22 protein-coding genes, 1 pseudogene and 1 riboswitch are annotated in these 20,862 nt (G+C 31.5%); of the genes and pseudogenes, 12 read left to right on the forward strand and 11 right to left on the reverse strand.

What is annotated here, in order from left to right:
* Positions 1–4 precede the first annotated feature (4 nt).
* Both ML436_08770 and metK read right to left on the reverse strand, forming a co-directional pair.
* Positions 5–913 carry an NERD domain-containing protein gene (locus tag ML436_08770; protein UMT77288.1) on the reverse strand — a complete coding sequence of 303 codons (909 nt, stop codon included), beginning with the start codon at positions 911–913 and terminating at the stop codon, positions 5–7.
* 124 nt (positions 914–1,037) lie between these two features.
* Positions 1,038–2,231, reverse strand: coding sequence for a methionine adenosyltransferase (gene metK / locus ML436_08775; protein UMT77289.1), 1,194 nt, complete (start codon positions 2,229–2,231; stop codon positions 1,038–1,040).
* A gap of 105 nt (positions 2,232–2,336) precedes the next feature.
* Positions 2,337–2,447: riboswitch (SAM riboswitch) on the reverse strand.
* 154 nt (positions 2,448–2,601) lie between these two features.
* Between metK and pckA the strand changes: the two genes are divergently transcribed.
* The gene (pckA, locus tag ML436_08780) at positions 2,602–4,194 is read left to right on the forward strand and encodes a phosphoenolpyruvate carboxykinase (ATP) (protein ID UMT77290.1); all 1,593 of its coding nucleotides are present in this window, start codon (positions 2,602–2,604) and stop codon (positions 4,192–4,194) included.
* 225 nt (positions 4,195–4,419) lie between these two features.
* Here pckA and ML436_08785 read toward each other — a convergent pair whose 3' ends face one another.
* A complete protein-coding gene (locus ML436_08785; GenBank protein UMT79508.1) occupies positions 4,420–5,166 on the reverse strand; it encodes a prolyl oligopeptidase family serine peptidase in 747 nt (248 codons plus the stop codon).
* The gene (gene ytkD / locus ML436_08790) at positions 5,156–5,644 is read right to left on the reverse strand and encodes a nucleoside triphosphatase YtkD (GenBank protein UMT77291.1); all 489 of its coding nucleotides are present in this window, start codon (positions 5,642–5,644) and stop codon (positions 5,156–5,158) included. The genes ML436_08785 and ytkD overlap by 11 nt, the downstream gene beginning before the upstream one ends.
* A gap of 66 nt (positions 5,645–5,710) precedes the next feature.
* Here ytkD and yidD point away from each other — a divergent pair, with 66 nt between their 5' ends.
* Complete coding sequence (gene yidD / locus ML436_08795) at positions 5,711–5,968, forward strand: membrane protein insertion efficiency factor YidD (GenBank protein ID UMT77292.1); 258 nt, start codon at positions 5,711–5,713, stop codon at positions 5,966–5,968.
* Here yidD and menC read toward each other — a convergent pair.
* From menC to ML436_08810, 3 genes are all read right to left on the reverse strand, one after another.
* Entirely contained in the window at positions 5,965–6,966 is a 1,002-nt protein-coding gene (gene menC / locus ML436_08800) for an o-succinylbenzoate synthase (protein UMT77293.1), read from the reverse strand. The two genes, yidD and menC, sit on opposite strands and share 4 nt — an antisense overlap.
* A 4-nt stretch (positions 6,967–6,970) precedes the next feature.
* A complete protein-coding gene (gene menE, locus ML436_08805) occupies positions 6,971–8,449 on the reverse strand; it encodes an o-succinylbenzoate--CoA ligase (GenBank protein UMT77294.1) in 1,479 nt (492 codons plus the stop codon).
* A 161-nt stretch (positions 8,450–8,610) separates the two neighbouring features.
* Positions 8,611–9,090, reverse strand: coding sequence for a DUF4909 domain-containing protein (locus ML436_08810; protein UMT77295.1), 480 nt, complete (start codon positions 9,088–9,090; stop codon positions 8,611–8,613).
* 310 nt (positions 9,091–9,400) lie between these two features.
* Here ML436_08810 and ML436_08815 point away from each other — a divergent pair, with 310 nt between their 5' ends.
* The 5 genes from ML436_08815 (at position 9,401) to ML436_08835 (ending at position 12,833) form a co-directional block, all read left to right on the forward strand.
* On the forward strand, positions 9,401–9,997 hold the full coding sequence (locus ML436_08815) for an excalibur calcium-binding domain-containing protein (protein ID UMT77296.1): 597 nt from the start codon (positions 9,401–9,403) through the stop codon (positions 9,995–9,997).
* A gap of 84 nt (positions 9,998–10,081) precedes the next feature.
* A complete protein-coding gene (locus tag ML436_08820; protein ID UMT77297.1) occupies positions 10,082–11,077 on the forward strand; it encodes a DUF4352 domain-containing protein in 996 nt (331 codons plus the stop codon).
* Between the two features lie 74 nt (positions 11,078–11,151).
* Entirely contained in the window at positions 11,152–11,778 is a 627-nt protein-coding gene (locus ML436_08825; protein UMT77298.1) for a hypothetical protein, read from the forward strand.
* Positions 11,779–11,818: 40 nt separating this feature from the next.
* The gene (locus tag ML436_08830; protein UMT77299.1) at positions 11,819–12,160 is read left to right on the forward strand and encodes a DUF3969 family protein; all 342 of its coding nucleotides are present in this window, start codon (positions 11,819–11,821) and stop codon (positions 12,158–12,160) included.
* A gap of 100 nt (positions 12,161–12,260) precedes the next feature.
* The gene (locus ML436_08835) at positions 12,261–12,833 is read left to right on the forward strand and encodes a hypothetical protein (protein UMT77300.1); all 573 of its coding nucleotides are present in this window, start codon (positions 12,261–12,263) and stop codon (positions 12,831–12,833) included.
* A gap of 549 nt (positions 12,834–13,382) precedes the next feature.
* Here the strand turns inward: ML436_08835 and ML436_08840 are convergent.
* Positions 13,383–13,553, reverse strand: coding sequence for a hypothetical protein (locus tag ML436_08840; GenBank protein ID UMT77301.1), 171 nt, complete (start codon positions 13,551–13,553; stop codon positions 13,383–13,385).
* A 210-nt stretch (positions 13,554–13,763) separates the two neighbouring features.
* Here ML436_08840 and pepA1 point away from each other — a divergent pair, with 210 nt between their 5' ends.
* On the forward strand, positions 13,764–13,859 hold the full coding sequence (gene pepA1, locus ML436_08845; protein UMT77302.1) for a type I toxin-antitoxin system Fst family toxin PepA1: 96 nt from the start codon (positions 13,764–13,766) through the stop codon (positions 13,857–13,859).
* A gap of 122 nt (positions 13,860–13,981) precedes the next feature.
* Positions 13,982–14,079, forward strand: a pseudogene (locus ML436_08850) (hypothetical protein).
* 792 nt (positions 14,080–14,871) lie between these two features.
* Here the strand turns inward: ML436_08850 and ML436_08855 are convergent.
* Positions 14,872–15,315, reverse strand: coding sequence for a DUF1433 domain-containing protein (locus ML436_08855; protein UMT77303.1), 444 nt, complete (start codon positions 15,313–15,315; stop codon positions 14,872–14,874).
* Positions 15,315–15,758 (reverse strand): DUF1433 domain-containing protein, encoded by a 444-nt coding sequence (locus ML436_08860; GenBank protein ID UMT77304.1) that lies wholly within the window; start codon positions 15,756–15,758, stop codon positions 15,315–15,317. The genes ML436_08855 and ML436_08860 overlap by 1 nt, the downstream gene beginning before the upstream one ends.
* Before the next feature lie 535 nt (positions 15,759–16,293).
* On the opposite strand from ML436_08860, the gene ML436_08865 reads away from it, so the two are divergent.
* Complete coding sequence (locus ML436_08865) at positions 16,294–18,711, forward strand: polysaccharide lyase 8 family protein (GenBank protein ID UMT77305.1); 2,418 nt, start codon at positions 16,294–16,296, stop codon at positions 18,709–18,711.
* 106 nt (positions 18,712–18,817) lie between these two features.
* Here ML436_08865 and ML436_08870 read toward each other — a convergent pair whose 3' ends face one another.
* On the reverse strand, positions 18,818–19,204 hold the full coding sequence (locus ML436_08870) for a DUF1433 domain-containing protein (protein ID UMT77306.1): 387 nt from the start codon (positions 19,202–19,204) through the stop codon (positions 18,818–18,820).
* Between the two features lie 26 nt (positions 19,205–19,230).
* Between ML436_08870 and ML436_08875 the strand changes: the two genes are divergently transcribed.
* Together ML436_08875 and ML436_08880 are read left to right on the forward strand one after the other, a co-directional pair.
* Positions 19,231–20,445, forward strand: coding sequence for a hypothetical protein (locus tag ML436_08875; protein ID UMT77307.1), 1,215 nt, complete (start codon positions 19,231–19,233; stop codon positions 20,443–20,445).
* 1 nt (position 20,446) lies between these two features.
* Positions 20,447–20,836, forward strand: coding sequence for a hypothetical protein (locus tag ML436_08880; GenBank protein ID UMT77308.1), 390 nt, complete (start codon positions 20,447–20,449; stop codon positions 20,834–20,836).
* Positions 20,837–20,862: the final 26 nt, after the last annotated feature.

The raw sequence follows: 20,862 nt of genomic DNA on the forward strand, positions 1-20,862 counted from the left end.
ACATTTAATTGAATGATTCGATTTTATCCATCATTTGTTGTAAGTCTTCAACATTGTATTGAATACGACCATGGAATACAAATTTGTTAAAGAATTCATCTAATTGTTCTGCACCAACAAGTACTTTTACAGCGCTATTTTGATTATAATTTGAAATCGTTACGTCACCTTCATTTTTAGGATTGAAGTATAAAATTGAAGTTGGCGTATATTTGGCACCCAATTCTTTTTGTAAGTCTTCAGCTAATTGTTTAATTGCCTCAATTTGATCTGAATAATTCACAAATGATAATGAACGTTTGTCATCATTTTGATCCATAACAATAGTTTGCGGTCTAGATTTATCTAAATCTAATGTATCAAATACTTGTTCCATTGGTGGTAAATCTTTAAATTGACCGCCACTGATACCATTATATACATGACCTTTCAACAATTGGGAATCAATAATATATAGTCCAGTTCTAGTTAATACTAAATGACTAATGCGTTCAATATTATTAAAGCCATCCTTTGGTAAAAAGATATTTGCCATAATGTGCATATCTTCTGGTCGAATTCGCTTTTCTTTAACTAATCTTTCACGAATGCCAATTAATCTCATGTCCGTTACATATTCACTATGATTTTTCGAGAACAATTTTAATGCATCAATCTCACGGTCTTTTGTACTAACCATGTGGTTGTAATCTTCTTGTTGTTTCGTAATTGTCTTCTTATTCTGAATACGCTCTTTTTCTAAAGCTTCTTCATGAGACTTTTTAATGTTTTGTTCTTGTTGTTCATACTTTTCTTCTGTTTGTCGCTTAACTTTTTTCTTACTGCCTAATGCAATTAAGAAAAGGACAAAAAAGATTAATGCAATAACTACTGCAGTAATGAGTCCAATGACTACTGGTGAAGATAAATCCATCACAACAACGCTCCTTTATAATATATGAATAACTTTAATTATAATAGAAAAGCTAAAGATTTTCGATACATAATATCATTTATATACCGAAAATCTATTAATTAGCCTTATTTAGTTCGAATCATTATTTAACTGCGTCTTTTAATTCTTCTACTTTATCTAATTTTTCCCATGGGAATAATACATCTGTACGTCCAAAATGACCGTATGCAGCAGTTTGTTTATAAATTGGTTGTTTCAAATCAAGCATTTTAATAATGCCAGCCGGTCTTAAGTCAAAGTGCTTTCTTACTGCTTCAACAAGTTGACTTTCAGAAACCTTTCCAGTTCCAAATGTATCAATTGCAATTGAAACTGGCTCTGCAACACCAATGGCATATGCTAATTGAACTTCACATTGATCTGCTAAGCCCGCTGCAACTATATTTTTAGCAACATAACGTGCAGCATATGCAGCTGAACGGTCTACTTTTGTTGGATCCTTACCACTAAAGCAACCACCACCATGACGTGCATAGCCTCCATAAGTATCAACTATAATTTTACGGCCTGTTAATCCAGCATCACCTTGAGGTCCACCGATTACAAAACGTCCTGTTGGGTTGATGTAAAATTTAGTTTGTTCATTAATCAAGTTTTCAGGAACAGTAGGATAAATGACATGTGCTTTAATGTCTTCTTGAATTTGCTCTAACGTCACATCTTCCGCATGTTGTGTTGAAACAACAATCGTATCAATACGTACTGGATTATCATTTTCATCATATTCAACAGTAACTTGAACTTTACCATCTGGTCGTAAATAGTTTAATGTACCATCTTTACGAACATCTGATAAACGTTTAGCTAATTGATGTGATAGATAGATAGCTAAAGGCATATACGTTTCTGTTTCGTTTGTTGCATAACCAAACATTAAACCTTGGTCACCTGCACCAGTAGCTTCAATCTCTTCTTCACTATCTTTGTCACGATATTCTAACGCTTTATCCACACCTTGCGCAATGTCAGGTGATTGTTCATCAATCGCAGTTAAAATTGCCATTGTTTCATAATCATAGCCATATTTTGCTCTTGTGTATCCAATTTCTTTAATTGTTTCTCTAACAACTTTCGGAATATCAACATATGTTGTTGTAGAAATTTCGCCGGCGATTAATGCCATTCCTGTTGTAACTGTTGTTTCACAAGCTACACGTGCATTTGGGTCGTCTTTTAAAATAGCATCTAATATTGCATCTGACACTTGGTCAGCGATTTTATCTGGGTGTCCTTCTGTAACAGACTCTGAAGTAAATAATCGTTTGTTATTTAACATAGTTTGCTCCTTTAAATTTATATTACGAAAATTCTCTCTCTGTGAGCTAAATAAAAAAGGCCTTCTAACTATAAGTATAGAGAGAAGGCCTAATACGTCCATTCGCTCTTATCGTTCAGACCTATTTGTCTGCAAACGGTTTGGCACCTTTCTTTTATAAAAAAGAGGTTGCTGGGTTTCATTGGGTCCATGTCCCTCCACCACTCAGGATAAGAGAATCCGTTAAAAATAATACTACCTAATTAATGAATTAATGTCAATTTTTGATAAATAAATTTACAGTAAAATATTGTAGATTAATTATGTTAATGTGTTATACTAATTAAATGTAAAGGCTTACATTTAAACTATCGCTTTGGAGGGATTTAGGATGTCAGTAGACACATACACTGAAACAACTAAAATTGACAAATTATTGAAAAAACCAACGTCACATTTTCAGCTTTCGACGACACAACTTTATAATAAAATTTTAGATAATAAGGAAGGCGTATTAACAGAACTTGGAGCTGTTAATGCAAGCACTGGTAAATACACTGGTCGCTCGCCTAAAGACAAATTTTTTGTCTCAGAACCTTCATATAGAGATAACATCGACTGGGGAGATATCAATCAACCTATCGATGAAGAAACTTTCTTAAAGTTATACCATAAAGTATTAGACTATTTAGATAAAAAAGATGAGTTATATGTTTTCAAAGGATACGCAGGTAGCGATAAAGATACAATGTTAAAATTGACAGTCATCAATGAATTAGCTTGGCATAATTTATTTGCTAAAAATATGTTTATCCGACCTGAATCAAAAGAAGAAGCTACAAAGATTAAACCAAACTTCACTATCGTTTCTGCCCCACATTTTAAAGCAGATCCAGAAGTAGATGGTACTAAATCTGAAACATTTGTCATTATTTCATTTAAACATAAAGTCATTTTAATCGGTGGTACTGAATACGCTGGCGAAATGAAAAAAGGTATTTTCTCTGTAATGAATTACTTATTACCGATGCAAGATATTATGAGCATGCATTGTTCAGCAAATGTTGGTGAAAAAGGCGATGTAGCTTTATTCTTCGGTCTATCTGGTACTGGTAAAACAACATTATCAGCTGACCCACATCGTAAATTAATCGGTGATGATGAACACGGATGGAATAAAAACGGCGTATTTAATATTGAAGGCGGCTGCTATGCAAAAGCAATCAATCTTTCCAAAGAAAAAGAACCACAGATCTTTGACGCAATCAAATATGGTGCAATTTTAGAGAATACTGTCGTGGCTGAGGACGGTTCAGTAGACTTCGAAGACAATCGCTACACTGAAAATACTCGTGCGGCTTATCCAATTAATCATATAGATAACATTGTCGTACCATCAAAAGCGGCACATCCAAATACAATCATTTTCTTAACTGCAGATGCATTTGGTGTCATTCCACCAATTTCAAAATTAAATAAAGATCAAGCTATGTATCACTTCTTAAGTGGTTTCACTTCTAAATTAGCTGGTACAGAGCGTGGTGTTACAGAACCTGAACCATCATTCTCAACATGTTTCGGTGCACCTTTCTTCCCGTTACATCCTACTGTTTATGCGGACCTACTAGGTGAATTAATTGATCAGCATGACGTTGATGTATATCTAGTTAACACTGGATGGACTGGTGGGAAATATGGTATCGGACGTAGAATCAGCTTACATTACACACGCCAAATGGTAAATCAAGCTATTTCAGGTAAGTTGAAAAATGCTGAATATACAAAAGATAGTACGTTTGGTTTAAGCATTCCTGTAGAAATTGAAGATGTTCCTAAGACAATTTTAAATCCAATTAATGCTTGGAGCGACAAAGAGAAATATAAAGCACAAGCAGAAGATTTAATTCAACGTTTTGAAAAGAATTTTGAAAAATTCGGTAAGAAAGTTGAACATATTGCTGAAAAAGGTAGCTTCAACAAATAAAATTGAATACTAATCAAAGAGCCAACCGCTGTTATTAGAAACAATGGTTGGCTCGTTATTTATGTTAATAAAATTTTAAATTTTTGTTGTGTATCGTGACAATCGCTGTTCTAGTCAAGAATAATAAAATTATTCGCCTTATATGACTTGATTTATTTTTCCACGATTGTATCGCACACTTCTAGAAATCCAATTTTAAGAAGACAATATTATCACGCATTACAACTACTTATTCATTTCAGCTTTACTCATAAACGCTTTAATATAAGTCAAAGCTTCAACCATGGCTGGTGGTCTCGGCACATGCCCTTCCGCCATTTGATAAAATGTTTCATGTATGGCACCTTTTAACTCTAGCTGTTCTGCTAAATGATACGCATGTTGAATGCCAACCTGTTTATCTTTACCTCCATGCACAATTAAAATCGGCGGACTATTTTCATCTATATTTGGAATGGCCTGTCGTGCCTCATATGCTTCATGATCTTTTTTGGGATGACCAATCATTCTCCGAAGCATGCCTCTTAAATCGACACGTTCTTCATACATTAAATAAATATCTGAGACACCACCCCAGATTGTATAACTTGTTACTGGTAAGTCTCGAAATGTCAACAATCCTTGTAAACCACCTCGCGAAAAACCAACCATGTGTATAAATGCATGTGGATATTTACTATGAAGCAACCGCAATAGTTGTGTCACATCATTTAAATCTCCACGATAAAATTCATCTCTACCTTCACTACCATTGTTACCACGATAGTATGGACCAATTATTAAAGTTTGTTCATCAGCAAATTGCATTAGTCTTCCTGCACGAACTCGACCTACTTGACCTTTGCCACCCCGCAAGTATACTACAATCCTTTTTACAGATTGATATGGTGTCATCATAAGTGCCTTTACTTTTAAATCATCTGACAAAAATGTTACTTCTTCAAAATGGTGCGTAAAAGATTCAATTGGCATTCGTTTGCTTTTGATAAAATCCAAGTGATTGCACCCTCTCTACACATTTTAAAATGGTACTATCTTGAAGTAAGAAACTTTTCTCTGCTTCTTCTATATCATTTATACATTTATACAACACTGGCCCTGCTGTTTCTAAATAATTGTTCTTGCTTACTAATGAGTCAACTTCTATAAAATACACATCTTTAACAAATTGAAGTTGGTCGTGAGTCTCAATACGATATTGTGCTATGTAATGAATATTTTTAACTTTGGCACCAGTTTCTTCATATAATTCTCGAGTTACTGCTTCAATGCTGCTTTCCCCGTGTTCCCTTTTGCCACCAGGAAATTCAATTCCTCTAATATTATGCTTTGTAAAAAGTAATTGATTTTCAAACGTTGGAATAGCCAACACGTGATTGCCATTTGCTACCTCATTATCCGTTTTAAATGTTAAATTAACTTGACGATTGTCCTTATCCCAAAACTTCACACGCATCACATCCCTACATTCTATGTTAAAATAATAATTAATCAATATTGTTGGAGGCATTAATTCATGAAAAAGATATTTTTGGCAATGATTCACTTTTATCAACGATTCATTTCGCCACTTACGCCACCTACTTGTCGTTTTTATCCAACGTGTTCAGAATACACTAGAGAAGCCATTCAATATCATGGCGCTTTCAAAGGCCTTTACTTAGGTATTCGTCGAATTTTAAAATGTCATCCGCTTCATAAAGGCGGCTTTGACCCTGTTCCTATAAAAAAAGACAAGTCAACAAGTAAACATTCGCATAAACATCACCATTAATATGGTTTTAATTGAGTTATATCTACCTTAGGGGGACGAAATTCGAGGCGTTCCTCTTTTAATATGCCTGAATATTCAACTACATCTTGTTCAAAATAATAACCTGCTGGCGTTACATCTCCAGGATAGTCACCATTACAAGCAAGCATTGCTGTAAAATAACGGCTCAAGCCATATTCATACATGCCACCAATTACTACCTTTACGCCATACTCTTTTAATGTCTTCATAGCAATTTGCACTTTATCAATGCCACCAAGTCGAAATGGCTTTAGTACGATAACATCCACATCATATTGTTCTATCAAATTAATAATGACTGACAACGATGTCGCTTTTTCATCAAGAGCGATTGGAGGTTTAGTTTCACTCACTACTTCATCAATCATTGAGATATCTTTAAATGGCTCTTCGATATAAAGTATATTTTCATGTGCTAATAATTGTAACTGTGTCATGTCTTGACGGGTTAATGACTCATTTGCATCAACTACTAATTGAAACTGAAAGTCTAACTCACGTAACGATTTTATTTGATCTATAATTTGAGACGTCCACTTTAACTTAATTCTGGCAGGTTTTGTTACTTTCAAGGCAGCTAGTTGTTTGTTAGATAACCCACTTACTGTCGCACCATATGCTACTGAAAATGACGGTAAAGTGTGAAAAATTTGATACAATGCCATAACAACAGTTGCTCTTGCAGCAGGCGTATCTTCCAAAGGTGCCAATAACTCAAGTGCCACTTCATACGTTTCGAATGATTTATTTTTAATATCTATGAACCATTGCTCAATTACTTGTTTCACAGCATCGATTGTTTCACGATTATACCAATCTGTTTGAAAAGCATTACATTCACCAAAATATGAATTGCCTTTATCATCAATTATTTCAATAAACAAACAATCACGATGAGTTAAAGTGACTTTCGGAGTTACAATTTTGGACTTAAATGGTTCACTATATTTATAAAAATGCAAAGCCGTCAATTTCACTAAATCACCCTCTATTCAACTTATTCCTTTGTAATTTACCAGTCGATGTATAAGGTAACGTATCAACCTTTTCAAAGTATTTAGGAACTTTATATTTTGCTAAATGTTGTGACAAATATGCAATCAATTGCGCTTCAGAAATGTCATTTTCACTTACAAAATATAATTTAGGTACTTGTCCCCAAGTATCATCAGGATGCCCTACACATACTGCGTCATTGATACCTGGAAATTGCTTCGCTACCGTTTCAATTTGATAAGGATAAATATTTTCACCGCCACTAATGATTAAATCTTTACGTCGGTCATAAATCATGACATAACCTGCATGATCTATTTCAGCAATGTCACCCGTATTAAAATAACCATTTTCAAACGTATCCGTTAAATCTGTTGGATACAAATATCCATTCATTACATTGGCACCTTTAATCAATAATTCCCCATGACCTTCTTTATTAGGATTTTTAATTTTTACGTCAACATTGGCACTTGGCATGCCAACGGTATCAGGACGTTCATACAACATTTGCGGTGTTGCAGTTAAAAATTGTGAACATGTCTCAGTCATACCAAAAGAATTATATATCGGTAAATTATATCGTAACGACGTATCTATCATATTAGCAGATAATTTAGCACCACCGAGTAATATTTTTTGTAAATTAAATGGTTCGTGTAAACCTTGTTGCATTAGCCAATTTAATGTTTGGGGCACAAGTGAAATGTGTGTTATACGTTCATTTTTTATCATATTTAAAATTAGTTCGGCATTAAATTTATTAACAATACGCACCGTAAACCCTTCAATAACAGCTCTTATGAGTACACTGAGACCTGAAATATGATAAATCGGCAATACAGATAGCCAAATTGTGTCATGATCAAATCCCAAACTATCTTTACAACCGATTGCACTAGCATAATGATTACGAAACGTTTGCGGCACCGCTTTTTGAGGACCAGTTGTCCCTGACGTAAACATAATGGATGCAATGTCATCTAGATTAAATGACGTGTTTAATATGTTAGAGGTTGAATCACGTTGCCCCGAAGTTTCGTTCGATGTATCATATTGAACGTCCATTGTGTTGTTCAGCAAACCGTTAATTGAAATATCCGTACCATCACATTCAATATCATCCAACGATACAATATGAAAGCCTTCCAAATTCAGTGGCAAAGTACAAAAAATCAATTTCACATCAATTGACCTCATTTGCTTCACCATTTCATTTGGCGTCAATCTTGTATTAATCATTGCAATTTCAATATTAGCCAACCAACATGCATGAATTAAAACGACAGATTCAATTGAATTATCTATGTATAGTCCAACACGCGATTGTTGATAACTTTTGAGTTTCATAGCCAAACGATACGCCTTAAGATATAAATCTCGATAGGTGTAGGAAACTTGACCATCTGTAATCGCAATGTGTTGGCCATTTTGTTGTGCTTGTTTATATAACCAAAAATCCATACTCTATTCCCCCATATTCATCTACATTATAATTATAACGATTTTATGACATTCTAGCAGGCGTTATGTTTAAAAATATAAAAAGCAGACAAATTGATTCATTGATATGATTGTTTTAATGCTCAATACATATCGTTAAATCATTCGTCTACTTATATCATTTATGATTTTTTAATTTTTAATGTAATTCTATCATTTTGATGTGGTGATTTAGCAATTGAGGCCAAATCATCTACATCATTAATAGATTTCTGATCAATGTTCTGTAACGCACTTAAATGAAATACTTCATCATCTAAATTTTCAATCAAGTATACATAATATGTGTTCTTTTCTTTTTTATATTTCTGCGTTTCCCAAAATTCCGGCTTACAATTCAGTACATCATTTGGAATATATTCAATGAATAAATAACGTTTACTACCTACTTTATTAATAAAATACTTTGCAGTCCCCTTTTCCAAACCTTTAACTTGTGCATAATCTAACGAAAAATAAATACTACCGATATTCTTATTGTGTTGTTGTATATCAAAATGTTGACCTTCTATTTTATTACTCGTGCCACAACTACTTAAAATAATTACAACATTTATTATTAAACAAACTTTCATCCACTTATGTTTTAAAAATTTTCTCAAAACCAACACCTCTAAAATTAAATACAACATATTATACCAAAATTATTTTATGTTTTTATTAATCAAATTTGTCATGTGTATGTCAATTTGCACTAGGGTACAATTTTAGAATTTTAAAATTAGCATTTTCACAATCCAAAAATAATTTTAAAGTTTTGAAAAAAATTAAAGTATTCTCACCACTAATTTGTTAAAATATGATTATGTGATTTAGTGTAAGCGTTTTACACATAAGCAACTCCCTCTAATTAGCATCAAGGTTTTACAGCAATTCATGAAATTAACATACAAATATAGAGGAGATTAACTATTGAATACTGAAAACAACAAGGATCAAAACCAAACTGATAAAAGTTCTGAAAGACGTGGCATGTTAAAAGGATGTGGTGGATGTCTTATTTCTTTAATTTTATTAATTATCTTAATATCATCATGTTCAATGCTTATAGGTAACAATGACGATTCGTCATCTAATAAATCGTCAAAAACAGAAACGAGTAGTAAAGACAAAAATAAAAAAGAAGATAAGTCAAAATCTGATAAAAATACTGACAAAGATAAACAAGAAACAGATGCAACAGTTACAAATGAAAATTCAGAGTCGAGACAACATGACAATACACAATCTACACCTCAAGTTAAATCATCAAATGAAGAAACTAATACAAATAATATTGATGACAACCCACAAAAGAACCTTAAAGATAATGATAAGTCAAAACAAAATCAACAACCTTCACAGCCAAAGACTTCACCTGAACCAGAATCGAATACACAGCAGTCATTTTCAAATTGTACGGAACTAAGAAAAGTTTATCCTAATGGTGTAAATGCAGGTCATCCAGCCTATCGACCTCATCTTGATAGAGATAAGGATAATCGTGCATGTGAACCAGGTAAAGGTTAAGCAACAAGCGATAAAAATTTATTCAAATTGTATTTAGCTTGATACACAAATCACATAGTTTATAATGAGGGAGATTTTTTAGGCATGAGCAATCAATTTAAAAGCGAAGAAGAGCGAAGACAATGGGAACAATTCCAAGCTTTCCAAAATCAACAAAACCAACAGCACCAGCAATACGGGCAAAAGAAATCTAAAAAAGGATGGTTCTGGGGTTGTGGTGGTTGTCTAGTATTATTTATTTTAATAATTATTGGTATTTCTGCATGCACAGCCGGTATCACTGGTAACCTGGGTGGAAATAATTCTAAGGAAACGAACAAAACCCATAAAATTGGAGAGACTGTAAAAAATGGTGATCTTGAAGTCACAGTTAATTCCGTTGAAACTATGAAATCAGTTGGTCCATCTATCGCACCAACAAATGCTAAAGGTACATTTGTCGTTGCTGATGTTACAATTAAAAATAAAGGTAAAGAAGCATTAACAATTGATAGTTCAATGTTTAAACTGAAATCTGGTGATAAAACATTTGAAGCAGATAATACAGGCTCAATGTCTGCTAATCAAAATGACAACGGTAGTATAGAAAATTCATTTTTCTTACAACGTATAAATCCAGATAGCACTGCTCAAGGTAAAATTGTTTTCGATGTGTCAGAAAGCATAGCCAATGCAAAAGATAAAAAATTAGAAGTTATTTCTAGTTTATTTAGCGTTAAGAAGATTACATTTGATTTATCCGATGCTAAAAAAACATCAAAAAGTAAAAAAGAAAACAACGATGCGGACGTTGCTACAGCAAGTTCAAATAGCGATAATGTAAGTTATGAAGCTTCGGCTACTACACCTGCTACATCTTCTAGTGCGAATAACGATTCTGAAGAAAATGAACAGTCTAGTAAAGATGAGGATAAACAGGATGAATCTCAGAGTGATAAATCTAGTGTAGAAAAAAGTGAATCTAAAGCGGAAACTGCTACTGCAGAATCAGCACCTCAAAGCAAACCTGCTACAAGTGAAGCACCACCTAGTCAAAATAATCACAACGAAAATAACATGTATGATGCTTCAACAGAATAAATTTTCAGGGTAGCTCAGCTACCCTTCTTTTACGGTAAAAATAAATATACATAGCAATATAAGGAGATTAAAAAATGAAATTCAAAGCTATCGTTGCAATCACATTATCATTTTCACTATTAACCGCCTGCGGTGCTAATCAACATAAAGAAAATAATAGTAAATCAAATGACACTACTAAAAAGACGCAACAAACTGACAACACTACTCAGTCAAATACAGACAAGCAAATTTCACCACAAGAAGCCGAAGATATCGTTCGAAACAATTATAAAGCTAGAGGCGTTAATGAATATCAAACATTAAATTATAAAACAAATCTTGAACGAAGCAATGAACATGAATATTATGTTGAACATCTTGTCCGAGATGCCGTTGGTACACCTTTAAAACGTTGCGCTATCGTAAACCGACATAACGGCACAATTATTAATATTTTTGATGATATGTCAGAAAAAGATAAAGAAGAATTTGAAGCATTTAAAAAGAGAAGCCCTAAATACAATCCAGGTATGAACAATCATGATGAAACAGATGGTGAGTCAGAAGACATTCAACATCATGACATTGATAATAACAAAGCAATTCAAAATGACATACCAGATCAAAAAGTCGACGATAAAAATGATAAAAATGCTGTTAATAAAGAAGAAAAACATGATGATGGGGCAAATAATTCTGAAGAAACTAAAGTTAAATAATGGCATACTTTGATTAATCGTAATTTTTAGGAGAAACGCTATGATAACATTTGAGAATATACAACAACTTGAGAAATACACCTTAATGACTATGCATGGTCTTTTTAATCAACTTAAACTCGGCATTATTTCAATCGAAAACGCAGAGCATACGCTTTTTACACCTTATATGTTGGAAACGCTCTCTTCCCTAGGCGTGAAAGACAGCATTGTCGATTTAATTCATAAAGGGACTGAATTAGAAGATTTTGCGGCATTTAATTTATCAATTGAAGATACAGTTACAGTCTGTTTACAAAGAACTGAAGAACTATTAAATCATTACAAAAATGTGGAATTCAATGACAAAATATTAATCAATTGGCGTATTATACAAGAGTAATAGACATATAAAAGTCGAATGTAACTACGTGAGTATTGATTTTATTCTTTGTAAATTAGAAGCATTTCATATCATAAAGTTTGAAAAGAGGAATATTGAAGTGGAGAAAAATGAATATATAGCTAAATATAATGAATATAGTCAATTATTAGACGCTACATACTCGCAAGCTGTAGCATACCTTTTAAATAAATATGGGGTTGTAACCGATGATTATTATAAGGAAAAATCATACACGCGATTTTTAAATGGAGAAATCAAAAGTATTTCAAAAGGAAAATACTCTAAAGCTAGTGAAGGATTATATTGTCATCACATAAACGAGGATAAATTCCAAAACTTATCTGACCTAAGATTCATTTCCAAATTTAAGTACTCATACGACGTTCAAAAGAAAGAAAACTTAGTGTACTGTGATCTAATCGAGCATTTAATTTTACATGCAATTATTACAAAAGAATCTGATGGTCAATTTGGCGCGGCTGGATTATGTCAAATGATCAAACCAACAGTCATTGAATGGTACATTGACGAATATGATCCAAAACCAGCATGGATGCAAGCCACTAAAGCACGTGCCTATTTGCCTAGAATATTAGTAGAGAAATTACTCATTAAAATTGACGATATGTTAGAAGGAATAGAAATATATGATTTCCTTGAGTCGCGATAAATGATTAATGTAGATTTATTTTTTGCTGTTAGGATTTTGTTATAGATGTTTAAACCCATAATTAAATATATTTTATAAAAATAGACCACGCATACCAATCTATAAACGGACAATGTTTATAAATGAGTTTGCATAGTCTTGAACTGTATTCCCTTAATTAGAACTAACATTTAATTTTGAATCATTATATGTATCAATCACCTATTATTTTTTTAATAGATAATGTATTTTAAGCCTTTGTTAAATCATTTAATATAATTCCTTTTTGTTGTATCTATTTTGAATTTTTGTAACTATAGATTTAAGTACTTTTCCTTTTCAACCTTTTATTCATTTTCAAGTAATAGCAGTCTAGAATTAAACGGAGGTTTTTTAATTGGCTACAGGTAGAATTAAAAATATTTATGACGGCACGTTCTACGTTTGAATCATCTTTAGTGATTTTATTATCTTTTCTTTTTATAGAATCATAATAGGTAATTCTTAGTATTTTTAGGACTTTACACATTGCTGGTACTGAATATTGATGTGCATTCTTTTGAATGACTTCTATTTTTGCCCCATAATCAGCGCTGCTTGCTTTAAAATATCGTTCTCCATTTTTAAATGTTGAACTTCTTTGCGTAATTTAATCAGCTCTTTTTCTTCATCTGTTAAGTTATCTTGATGATTGAATGAACCTGATTTTTGATGTTGCTTTATCCATTTTCCTAACGTCATAGGTTTTAAATCATACTACCGTATAATTTCATTCCTAGGCTTACCATTTTCATATAATCTAACCATTTGCAACTTAAACTCTGAACTAAATGTTCTTCTTTCTTAAATTAACAAAATCTACTCTCATAGAATTTGTCCAATTAGATGATATAATAGTAGAGTCGCCTAACTCTCAGGCGTCAATTTAGACGCAGAGAGGAGGTGTATAAGGTGATGCTTATTTTCGTTCACATCATAGCACCAGTCATCAGTGGCTGTGCCATTGCGTTTTTTTCTTATTGGCTAAGTAGACGCAATACAAAATAGGTGACATATAGCCGCACCAATAAAAATCCCCTCACTACCGCAAATAGTGAGGGGATTGGTGTATAAGTAAATACTTATTTTCGTTATCTCAATTATACTGCTAATTTTTCTTTTTGTAAAATATGCAAGGTTTTAAAGAGAAACATCAAGAACTAAAAAGGCTCTATGCCAAATTGGACTGATGAGTTCAATATCGGAAGTTAGGCAACTAAACATTGCGACATATAGCAACTTGGGAAATCTAAGAAATAGAATATTTACATTTAGAGAATGAAGATAAAGAAGATATACTTTATTTTGAAAATGAGGATGGTAAAGTAATAGCAGTTACAAATATTTTATGGACTTGCTCTGGCTTCAATGATATTTGATCAACTCAATAATGAGTCGCCTAGCTTTATTAAAAAACCCCTTTAAATGGTTGTTTAATTTTAAATGTAGGCGATTTTATTAATGCTTGAAGAAAGAGAATCTATCCTCTTAAAATAGAATTCGTCAAATTAAAATACAAGATATTTGAGAAACTATAGAGTACCAGTCTAAGTAAAATAATTCCCCAAAAAGCTGATTTATTTTAATAGACTGGTCATCTGTAAAGAAAGTTGTCCCTACTTACTGTTCAAAGGTTTTTTTCACAAAAATATAGTTGGTTATTATTAGTCTTAATTTTTGTTATATCAATAATTAAATTTGCGATAGTTCAAAGTTATCCAGTGCTAAAGTTCTTACTATTTTTTATACCGCCTGTTGGAAATTTCCTAAATCTATTTCATAAGACTACATCTGATATATGATCAAAAGAGTTTATCATATTAAATTTAGAGATTGTTCTGTTTATCTGTATAGCTATAGTTTTAATCAATTATATATGCAAAAAAGCGAGTATTATTAATTCTGGCATTAGTAATACTCACTTTTTGTATGTTATGTAATGATTTTTTTAAATACTTTTGTACTTTAATGATTGTGAGGATAATAATAATTTTTATTACACCATACAACCTAACCTAATCTAATCCAACGATCCTGAAAAGAAGAACAACGGTGGTTCCGCTTCATATTCACTTTTATCTAAGTGTTCTTTTTTAATTATTTGATCGACGGTTTTCCAATTTTTTACTTCTTTCTCCTTTATTAGTTTTCCAAGTTTTTCTTCGTCATATCCTATATCTCTTTGAAATTGCTTTCTATCACCTACATTAATAAAAGCTTGAAATTCATAATCTTTATTGTTATTTATATAACCACCTATAAAATAACTGTCCATTGGCGACTTTTTAAATCTCGTTACTTTAAGTGACTTATAATGATTCAGGTTATACTTAAAAAATAAATCTATTCTCTTTTCTTGCGTCTCAATATAATGTTCTTTTTTATGTTTATGAGTCACACATACCACGACTACCAGTCCTATTAAAATTACTGTAAGCAATATTAAAATATATTTCTTTTTCATCACTCTAGTCTCCCTGAAAAGAAGAATAATGGTGGATCGGCTTCATATTCACTTTTGTCTAAGTGTTCTTTTTCAATTATTTCATCGACTGAGAGTTTATATTTAGGGTCTTTTTCTTTGAATAATTTGCCTAATTTATCTTCATGGTAACCAATATCTTTCTGATATTGATTATTGCTTCCCGAATCTATACTTGCTTGGAATTTATATTTTTTATCATCATTTATATAACCTACAATGAAATACCCACCCATCGGAGTTTTATGGAAATCTGTCACTTTCATATTTTTATAATTGTTAAGATTATGCTTAAAATACAAATCAATTCGTTTTTCTTGTGTCTCAATGTAATGAGCCTTTATTTGTTTATTATGCGCATAAGCAATAACAATTAGGCCTATTATTATTGCAACAACTACCACAAATACATATCTTTTTTTCATTTTAATCCCCTAGCGTCTTATTTCTTATAGATTTTAGATTTCAAAAACCAATTTACTTTGACATGCTATCTTTTTTCTTTGTTCCGTATACGCCTCTTATAATGCGTTGTTTCAAAATACTTTTAATAATTACTCGCTTGAAATAGTAATAAATACATAAAGTCGTGCTGACTTTGCATTTCGCATTATATATAAAATAGCAATCTTATTATAAATATAAATTAATATCTTCTTAGATTCACTTACCATTTTATTACTTAAATCAAAATTTGTCTCATTTCTAACAGTTTACATTACATTAATTTTAATTATTATAAATATTGTATAACTTAATTATTTAAAATGTTATAATCGATAAGATTGTTAATATTTAATTTTCCAATTTTAATTTCTTTACATTTTTAGATATTAAATAAATCTCATGGTGACTGATAGTTTCCATGCATCAACGAATTTTCCAATCCTTTGGAAAGTTGAATTATTAATTAATCATAATATTAATTGCACACACGCAACACAAAAAGGAGACATGTCAATGACATATAAAATGAAGAAATGGCAAAAATTATCCACCATTACGTTATTAATGGCCGGAGTGATTACTTTAAATAATGGTGAATTTAGAAATGTTGATAAACATCAAATTGCTGTGGCTAATACGAATGTTCAAACGCCAGATTATGAAAAATTGAAGAAGACGTGGCTAGACGTTAACTATGGTTATGATCAGTATGATGAGAATAATCAAGATATGAAGAAGAAGTTTGATACTAAAGAAAAAGAAGCTAAAAAGTTACTTGAAGATATGAAAACTGATACAAATAGAACATATTTGTGGTCAGGAGCTGAAAACCTTGAAACTAATTCTTCTCATATGACAAAAACCTATCGTAATATCGAGAAAATCGCAGAAGCAATGCGACATAAGAATACTTCATTAAAAACAGATGAAAACAAGTTGAAAATAAAAGAAGCCCTAGATTGGATGCATAAAAGTGTTTATGGCAAGAATCCTTCTCAAAAAGTCTCAAATTTAACCACCAATCGAAAAGAAAAAGATTCTAGTAAAAAGAATAACTCATTGAATTGGTGGGATTATGAAATTGGTACGCCAAGAGCATTAACAAATACACTACTTCTAATGGATGATATGCTCACTAAAGATGAAATGAAAAATTATTCAAAACCTATTAGTACATATGCACCATCCAGTGACAAAATTTTATCTTCTGTTGGTGAATCAGAAGATGCTAAAGGTGGAAATTTAGTAGACATTTCTAAAGTAAAACTTTTAGAAAGTGTTATTGAAGAAGATGTAGATATGATGAAAAAGTCTATAGATTCTTTTAATAAAGTGTTCACTTATGTTCAAGATTCTGCCACTGGTAAAGCTCGCAATGGATTCTATAAAGATGGCTCTTACATTGATCATCAAGATGTCCCTTACACTGGTGCTTATGGTGTTGTACTATTAGAGGGAATTTCTCAAATGATGCCGATGATAAAAGAATCTCCTTTTAAACATACACAAGATAATGCTACATTAAGCAATTGGATTGATGAAGGATTTATGCCATTAATTTATAAAGGTGAAATGATGGATTTATCACGAGGTAGAGCTATCAGTCGTGAAAATGAAACGAGTCATACAGCGTCAGCGACTGTAATGAAATCATTGTTGAGATTGAGTGATACCATGGATGAATCAACAAAAACTAGATATAAGCAAATCGTCAAAACTTCTGTTAATTCTGATTCAAGTTACAACCAAAATGATTATTTAAATTCATATTCAGACATAGATAAAATGAAAAAGTTAATAGATGATAAATCTATCTCTACTAACGATTTAACACAACAACTTAAAATATATAATGACATGGATCGTGTCACTTATCACAATAAAGAACTGGACTTTGCATTTGGTTTAAGTATGACATCGAAAAACGTTGCTCGTTATGAAAGTATCAACGGAGAGAATTTAAAAGGTTGGCACACTGGTGCTGGAATGTCTTATTTATATAACAGCGATGTCAAACACTATCGCGATAATTTCTGGGCGACAGCCGATATGACTCGTCTTCCAGGTACTACTACTTTAAATGATATGCCATCTACAAATACTAAGAATAATAATTCCTTTGTTGGCGGGACAAAATTAAATAATAAATACGCAAGCATCGGTATGGATTTTGAAAATCAAAACAAAACTTTAACTGCCAAAAAATCATATTTCATATTAAACGATAAAATTGTCTTCTTAGGAACTGGCATTAAAAGTACTGATTCATCAAAGAATTCAGTTACAACTGTAGGAAATCGCAAAGCGAATGATTATAAATTATATAAAGATGATACGCAAACAACCAATTCCGATAATCAGGAAACCGATTCAGTCTTTTTAGAGTCCAACGATACTAAAAAGAACATTGGTTATCATTTCTTAGACAAGCCAAAAATAACTGTAAAAAAAGAAAGTCATACTGGTAAGTGGAAAGATATTAACAACAGTCAAAGCACTACTCAAAAAAATGATGATTATTACGAAGTAACACAAACACATAATACGTCTGAAAATAAATATGCGTATGTTTTGTATCCTGGTTTATCAAAAAGTGATTTTAAACCGAAGAATAATAATGTAAGTATTGTTAAACAAGATGAAGATTTTCATGTGATAAAAGATAATGATGGAGTATTTGCTGGGGTTAATTATAGTGATAGTACTAAAACTTTTGACATAAACGGAATTACTGTTGAATTAAAAGAAAAAGGAATGTTTGTAATTAAAAAGAAAGATGATAACACATATGAATGTAGTTTTTATAATCCTGAAACTACAAATACAGCTTCAAATATAGAATCAAAAATTTCAATTGCAGGTTACACTTTAATTAATAAAAGTGTCACAAACTCTAATGAGGCCGGTGTAAACTTTGAATTAACTAAATAATTAATAAAAACTCGGCACTATACTATTTTTATAGTGTCGAGATTTTATATCATAGTTAAGGTCATCTATTGATTTATATATTTTTGTTTCACCACAGTGTGAACAATTATTTATTGGACGTATTTTGCTCTTTCTTTATTTCAGAAACTGACTTAGGATTTTTAATAAATTTTCTACCTAATTCATCTGTATAAGAAATATCGGTATCAAATTGAAAATCATCAATAGATCTTATACCAGCTGTAAATGATAACTTTTTATCATTATTTATATAACCACTAATAGAATAGCCATCCATTGGGTTTTCTTTAAAATTAGTAAAACTTATATTTTTATAACCTTTCACATTGTGCTTCATATAAATCGTTATTCTTTCTTTTTGCTCATTATAGTATTTTTCTTTTTCATCATGTTTCATTTTTAAATAGACGCCTCCTATTATTAATAATATACTAATAATTATAATTGCAATGTAATAAATTTTTTTATTCAAAATAATCATTCCTTTGAGGTGATATAATGAAAGAACTACATATTAAAGATAACACATATTTTAGACTTTCTGCCAACGCCTATGACTTTGATAAAGTTGACGAAGATGAAACTATTATTAAAAATTCTGACAGTAGCAATCAAACTTTTAAAATTCAAGCTTCGAGGGTCGATAAAGTTAATGGCTTCCAAGCAATGGCGGTGTCTCCAAAAGACAGTAAAGGAAATGTAGACAATGAAACTGTGTATTTTGTTTATGCTGGGACAGATAAATATGAACCTGCTGATATTAATACTGATATATATTTAGGTACCAATGACATTAAAATTGAAACTAATCCAAATAAAATTTTAAATGCAGCTATCTACAGAGACACTAGCTTAAAAGAAATTAACCCAAGTACAGTTGGTAATAATAAATGGCTAGAAATGGTCGATAAAAATAATGCAAAAGAAGCTGATCAATTTAACGAAGCTTATCTTTGGACTCAGTCAGTTTTGAATAAAGGGAATTATAAACATGTTTATGGTGCTGGCCATAGTCTTGGAGGCACAATTGCACAGGTGATGACGGTACTATTTAATTTTGATAAAACAAAAACTTTTTCAGCACCTAATGGTTACAATATATTACCTGATAATGTTAAAGAAAACTTAGATTTAAGTAAGTATAATCAAACTATAACTGATTATGCACACCCAAATGATAAAATAGGTATTGCTACATTGGGATCTTCAATTTTAGGAACAGAAATATTAGCTGATGACTCTGAGCTTTCGAAACTCTTTTTCAATCCTATTTCCGGTCATGGAATTGAAACTTTTGAAATCAGTGGTGGAAGTGTAAAAATTAAAGTGGACGGTAAAAAAGCTGATCAAATGGCTAGAGAGATGAAAGATAAGTTACACAATATCGATAAAGCGATAAAAGCATTAGAAAAATATATGGAAAATACTAAAAAACAAGCAAAACAAATCGAATCGGAATACGTTAATAAATTGTTAAGCGGTTCTCATGAATTTATTTCCCCATCAGATATAGAAAACTACGTTGAAGAATTATCAAAAAGTGGCCATTATGACTTTTTTGATGAAGCGTTATTTGAAGATACAATTGGAGAATTAAAATATACCAAGCAAAGATTGTCCCAATTTAGCGAAAAAATTATTGATGCAACTAAAAAATTTGAAGACCGTGACAAAGAAATCAGCGAAATATATCGTTGGTTTGAGGGAGTATAAAATGGACTTGTTCAAAGATATACGTGATGCTTCAAATGAAATTGGAGAAAGTATACATGATGCTACAGATGCTATCAAAAAAGAAGCTGAAAAAGATGCCAAAATCGCAATGGAGAAAGCACGTTTATTTGCTTTAAAGCATGAATTGAAAAATGAAATACAAAGTATGATTAGCGATGAAAAAGAAGATATAGAAAATTGCGTCTCAAGCTTAGATGAAATTGAATCAATTTTAAAAGATCAAAGTAGTAAGTTAGAAGGCGCATTTGAAGGTAAAACTAGTGATGCTATTGCTTTTAATTTAGCTACAGAGCAGTCTAAATTAATGGATCTCACAGAGTCTTACGATGATTGTAAAAAAAGCTGTAAAACATATGACGGCTGGTTTTAAGGTTGATTAGTATAAAAGTTTTCTAA

The sequence above is a fragment of the Staphylococcus roterodami genome (assembly GCA_022493055.1).
GTDB classification, from domain to species: Bacteria; Bacillota; Bacilli; order Staphylococcales; family Staphylococcaceae; genus Staphylococcus; species Staphylococcus singaporensis.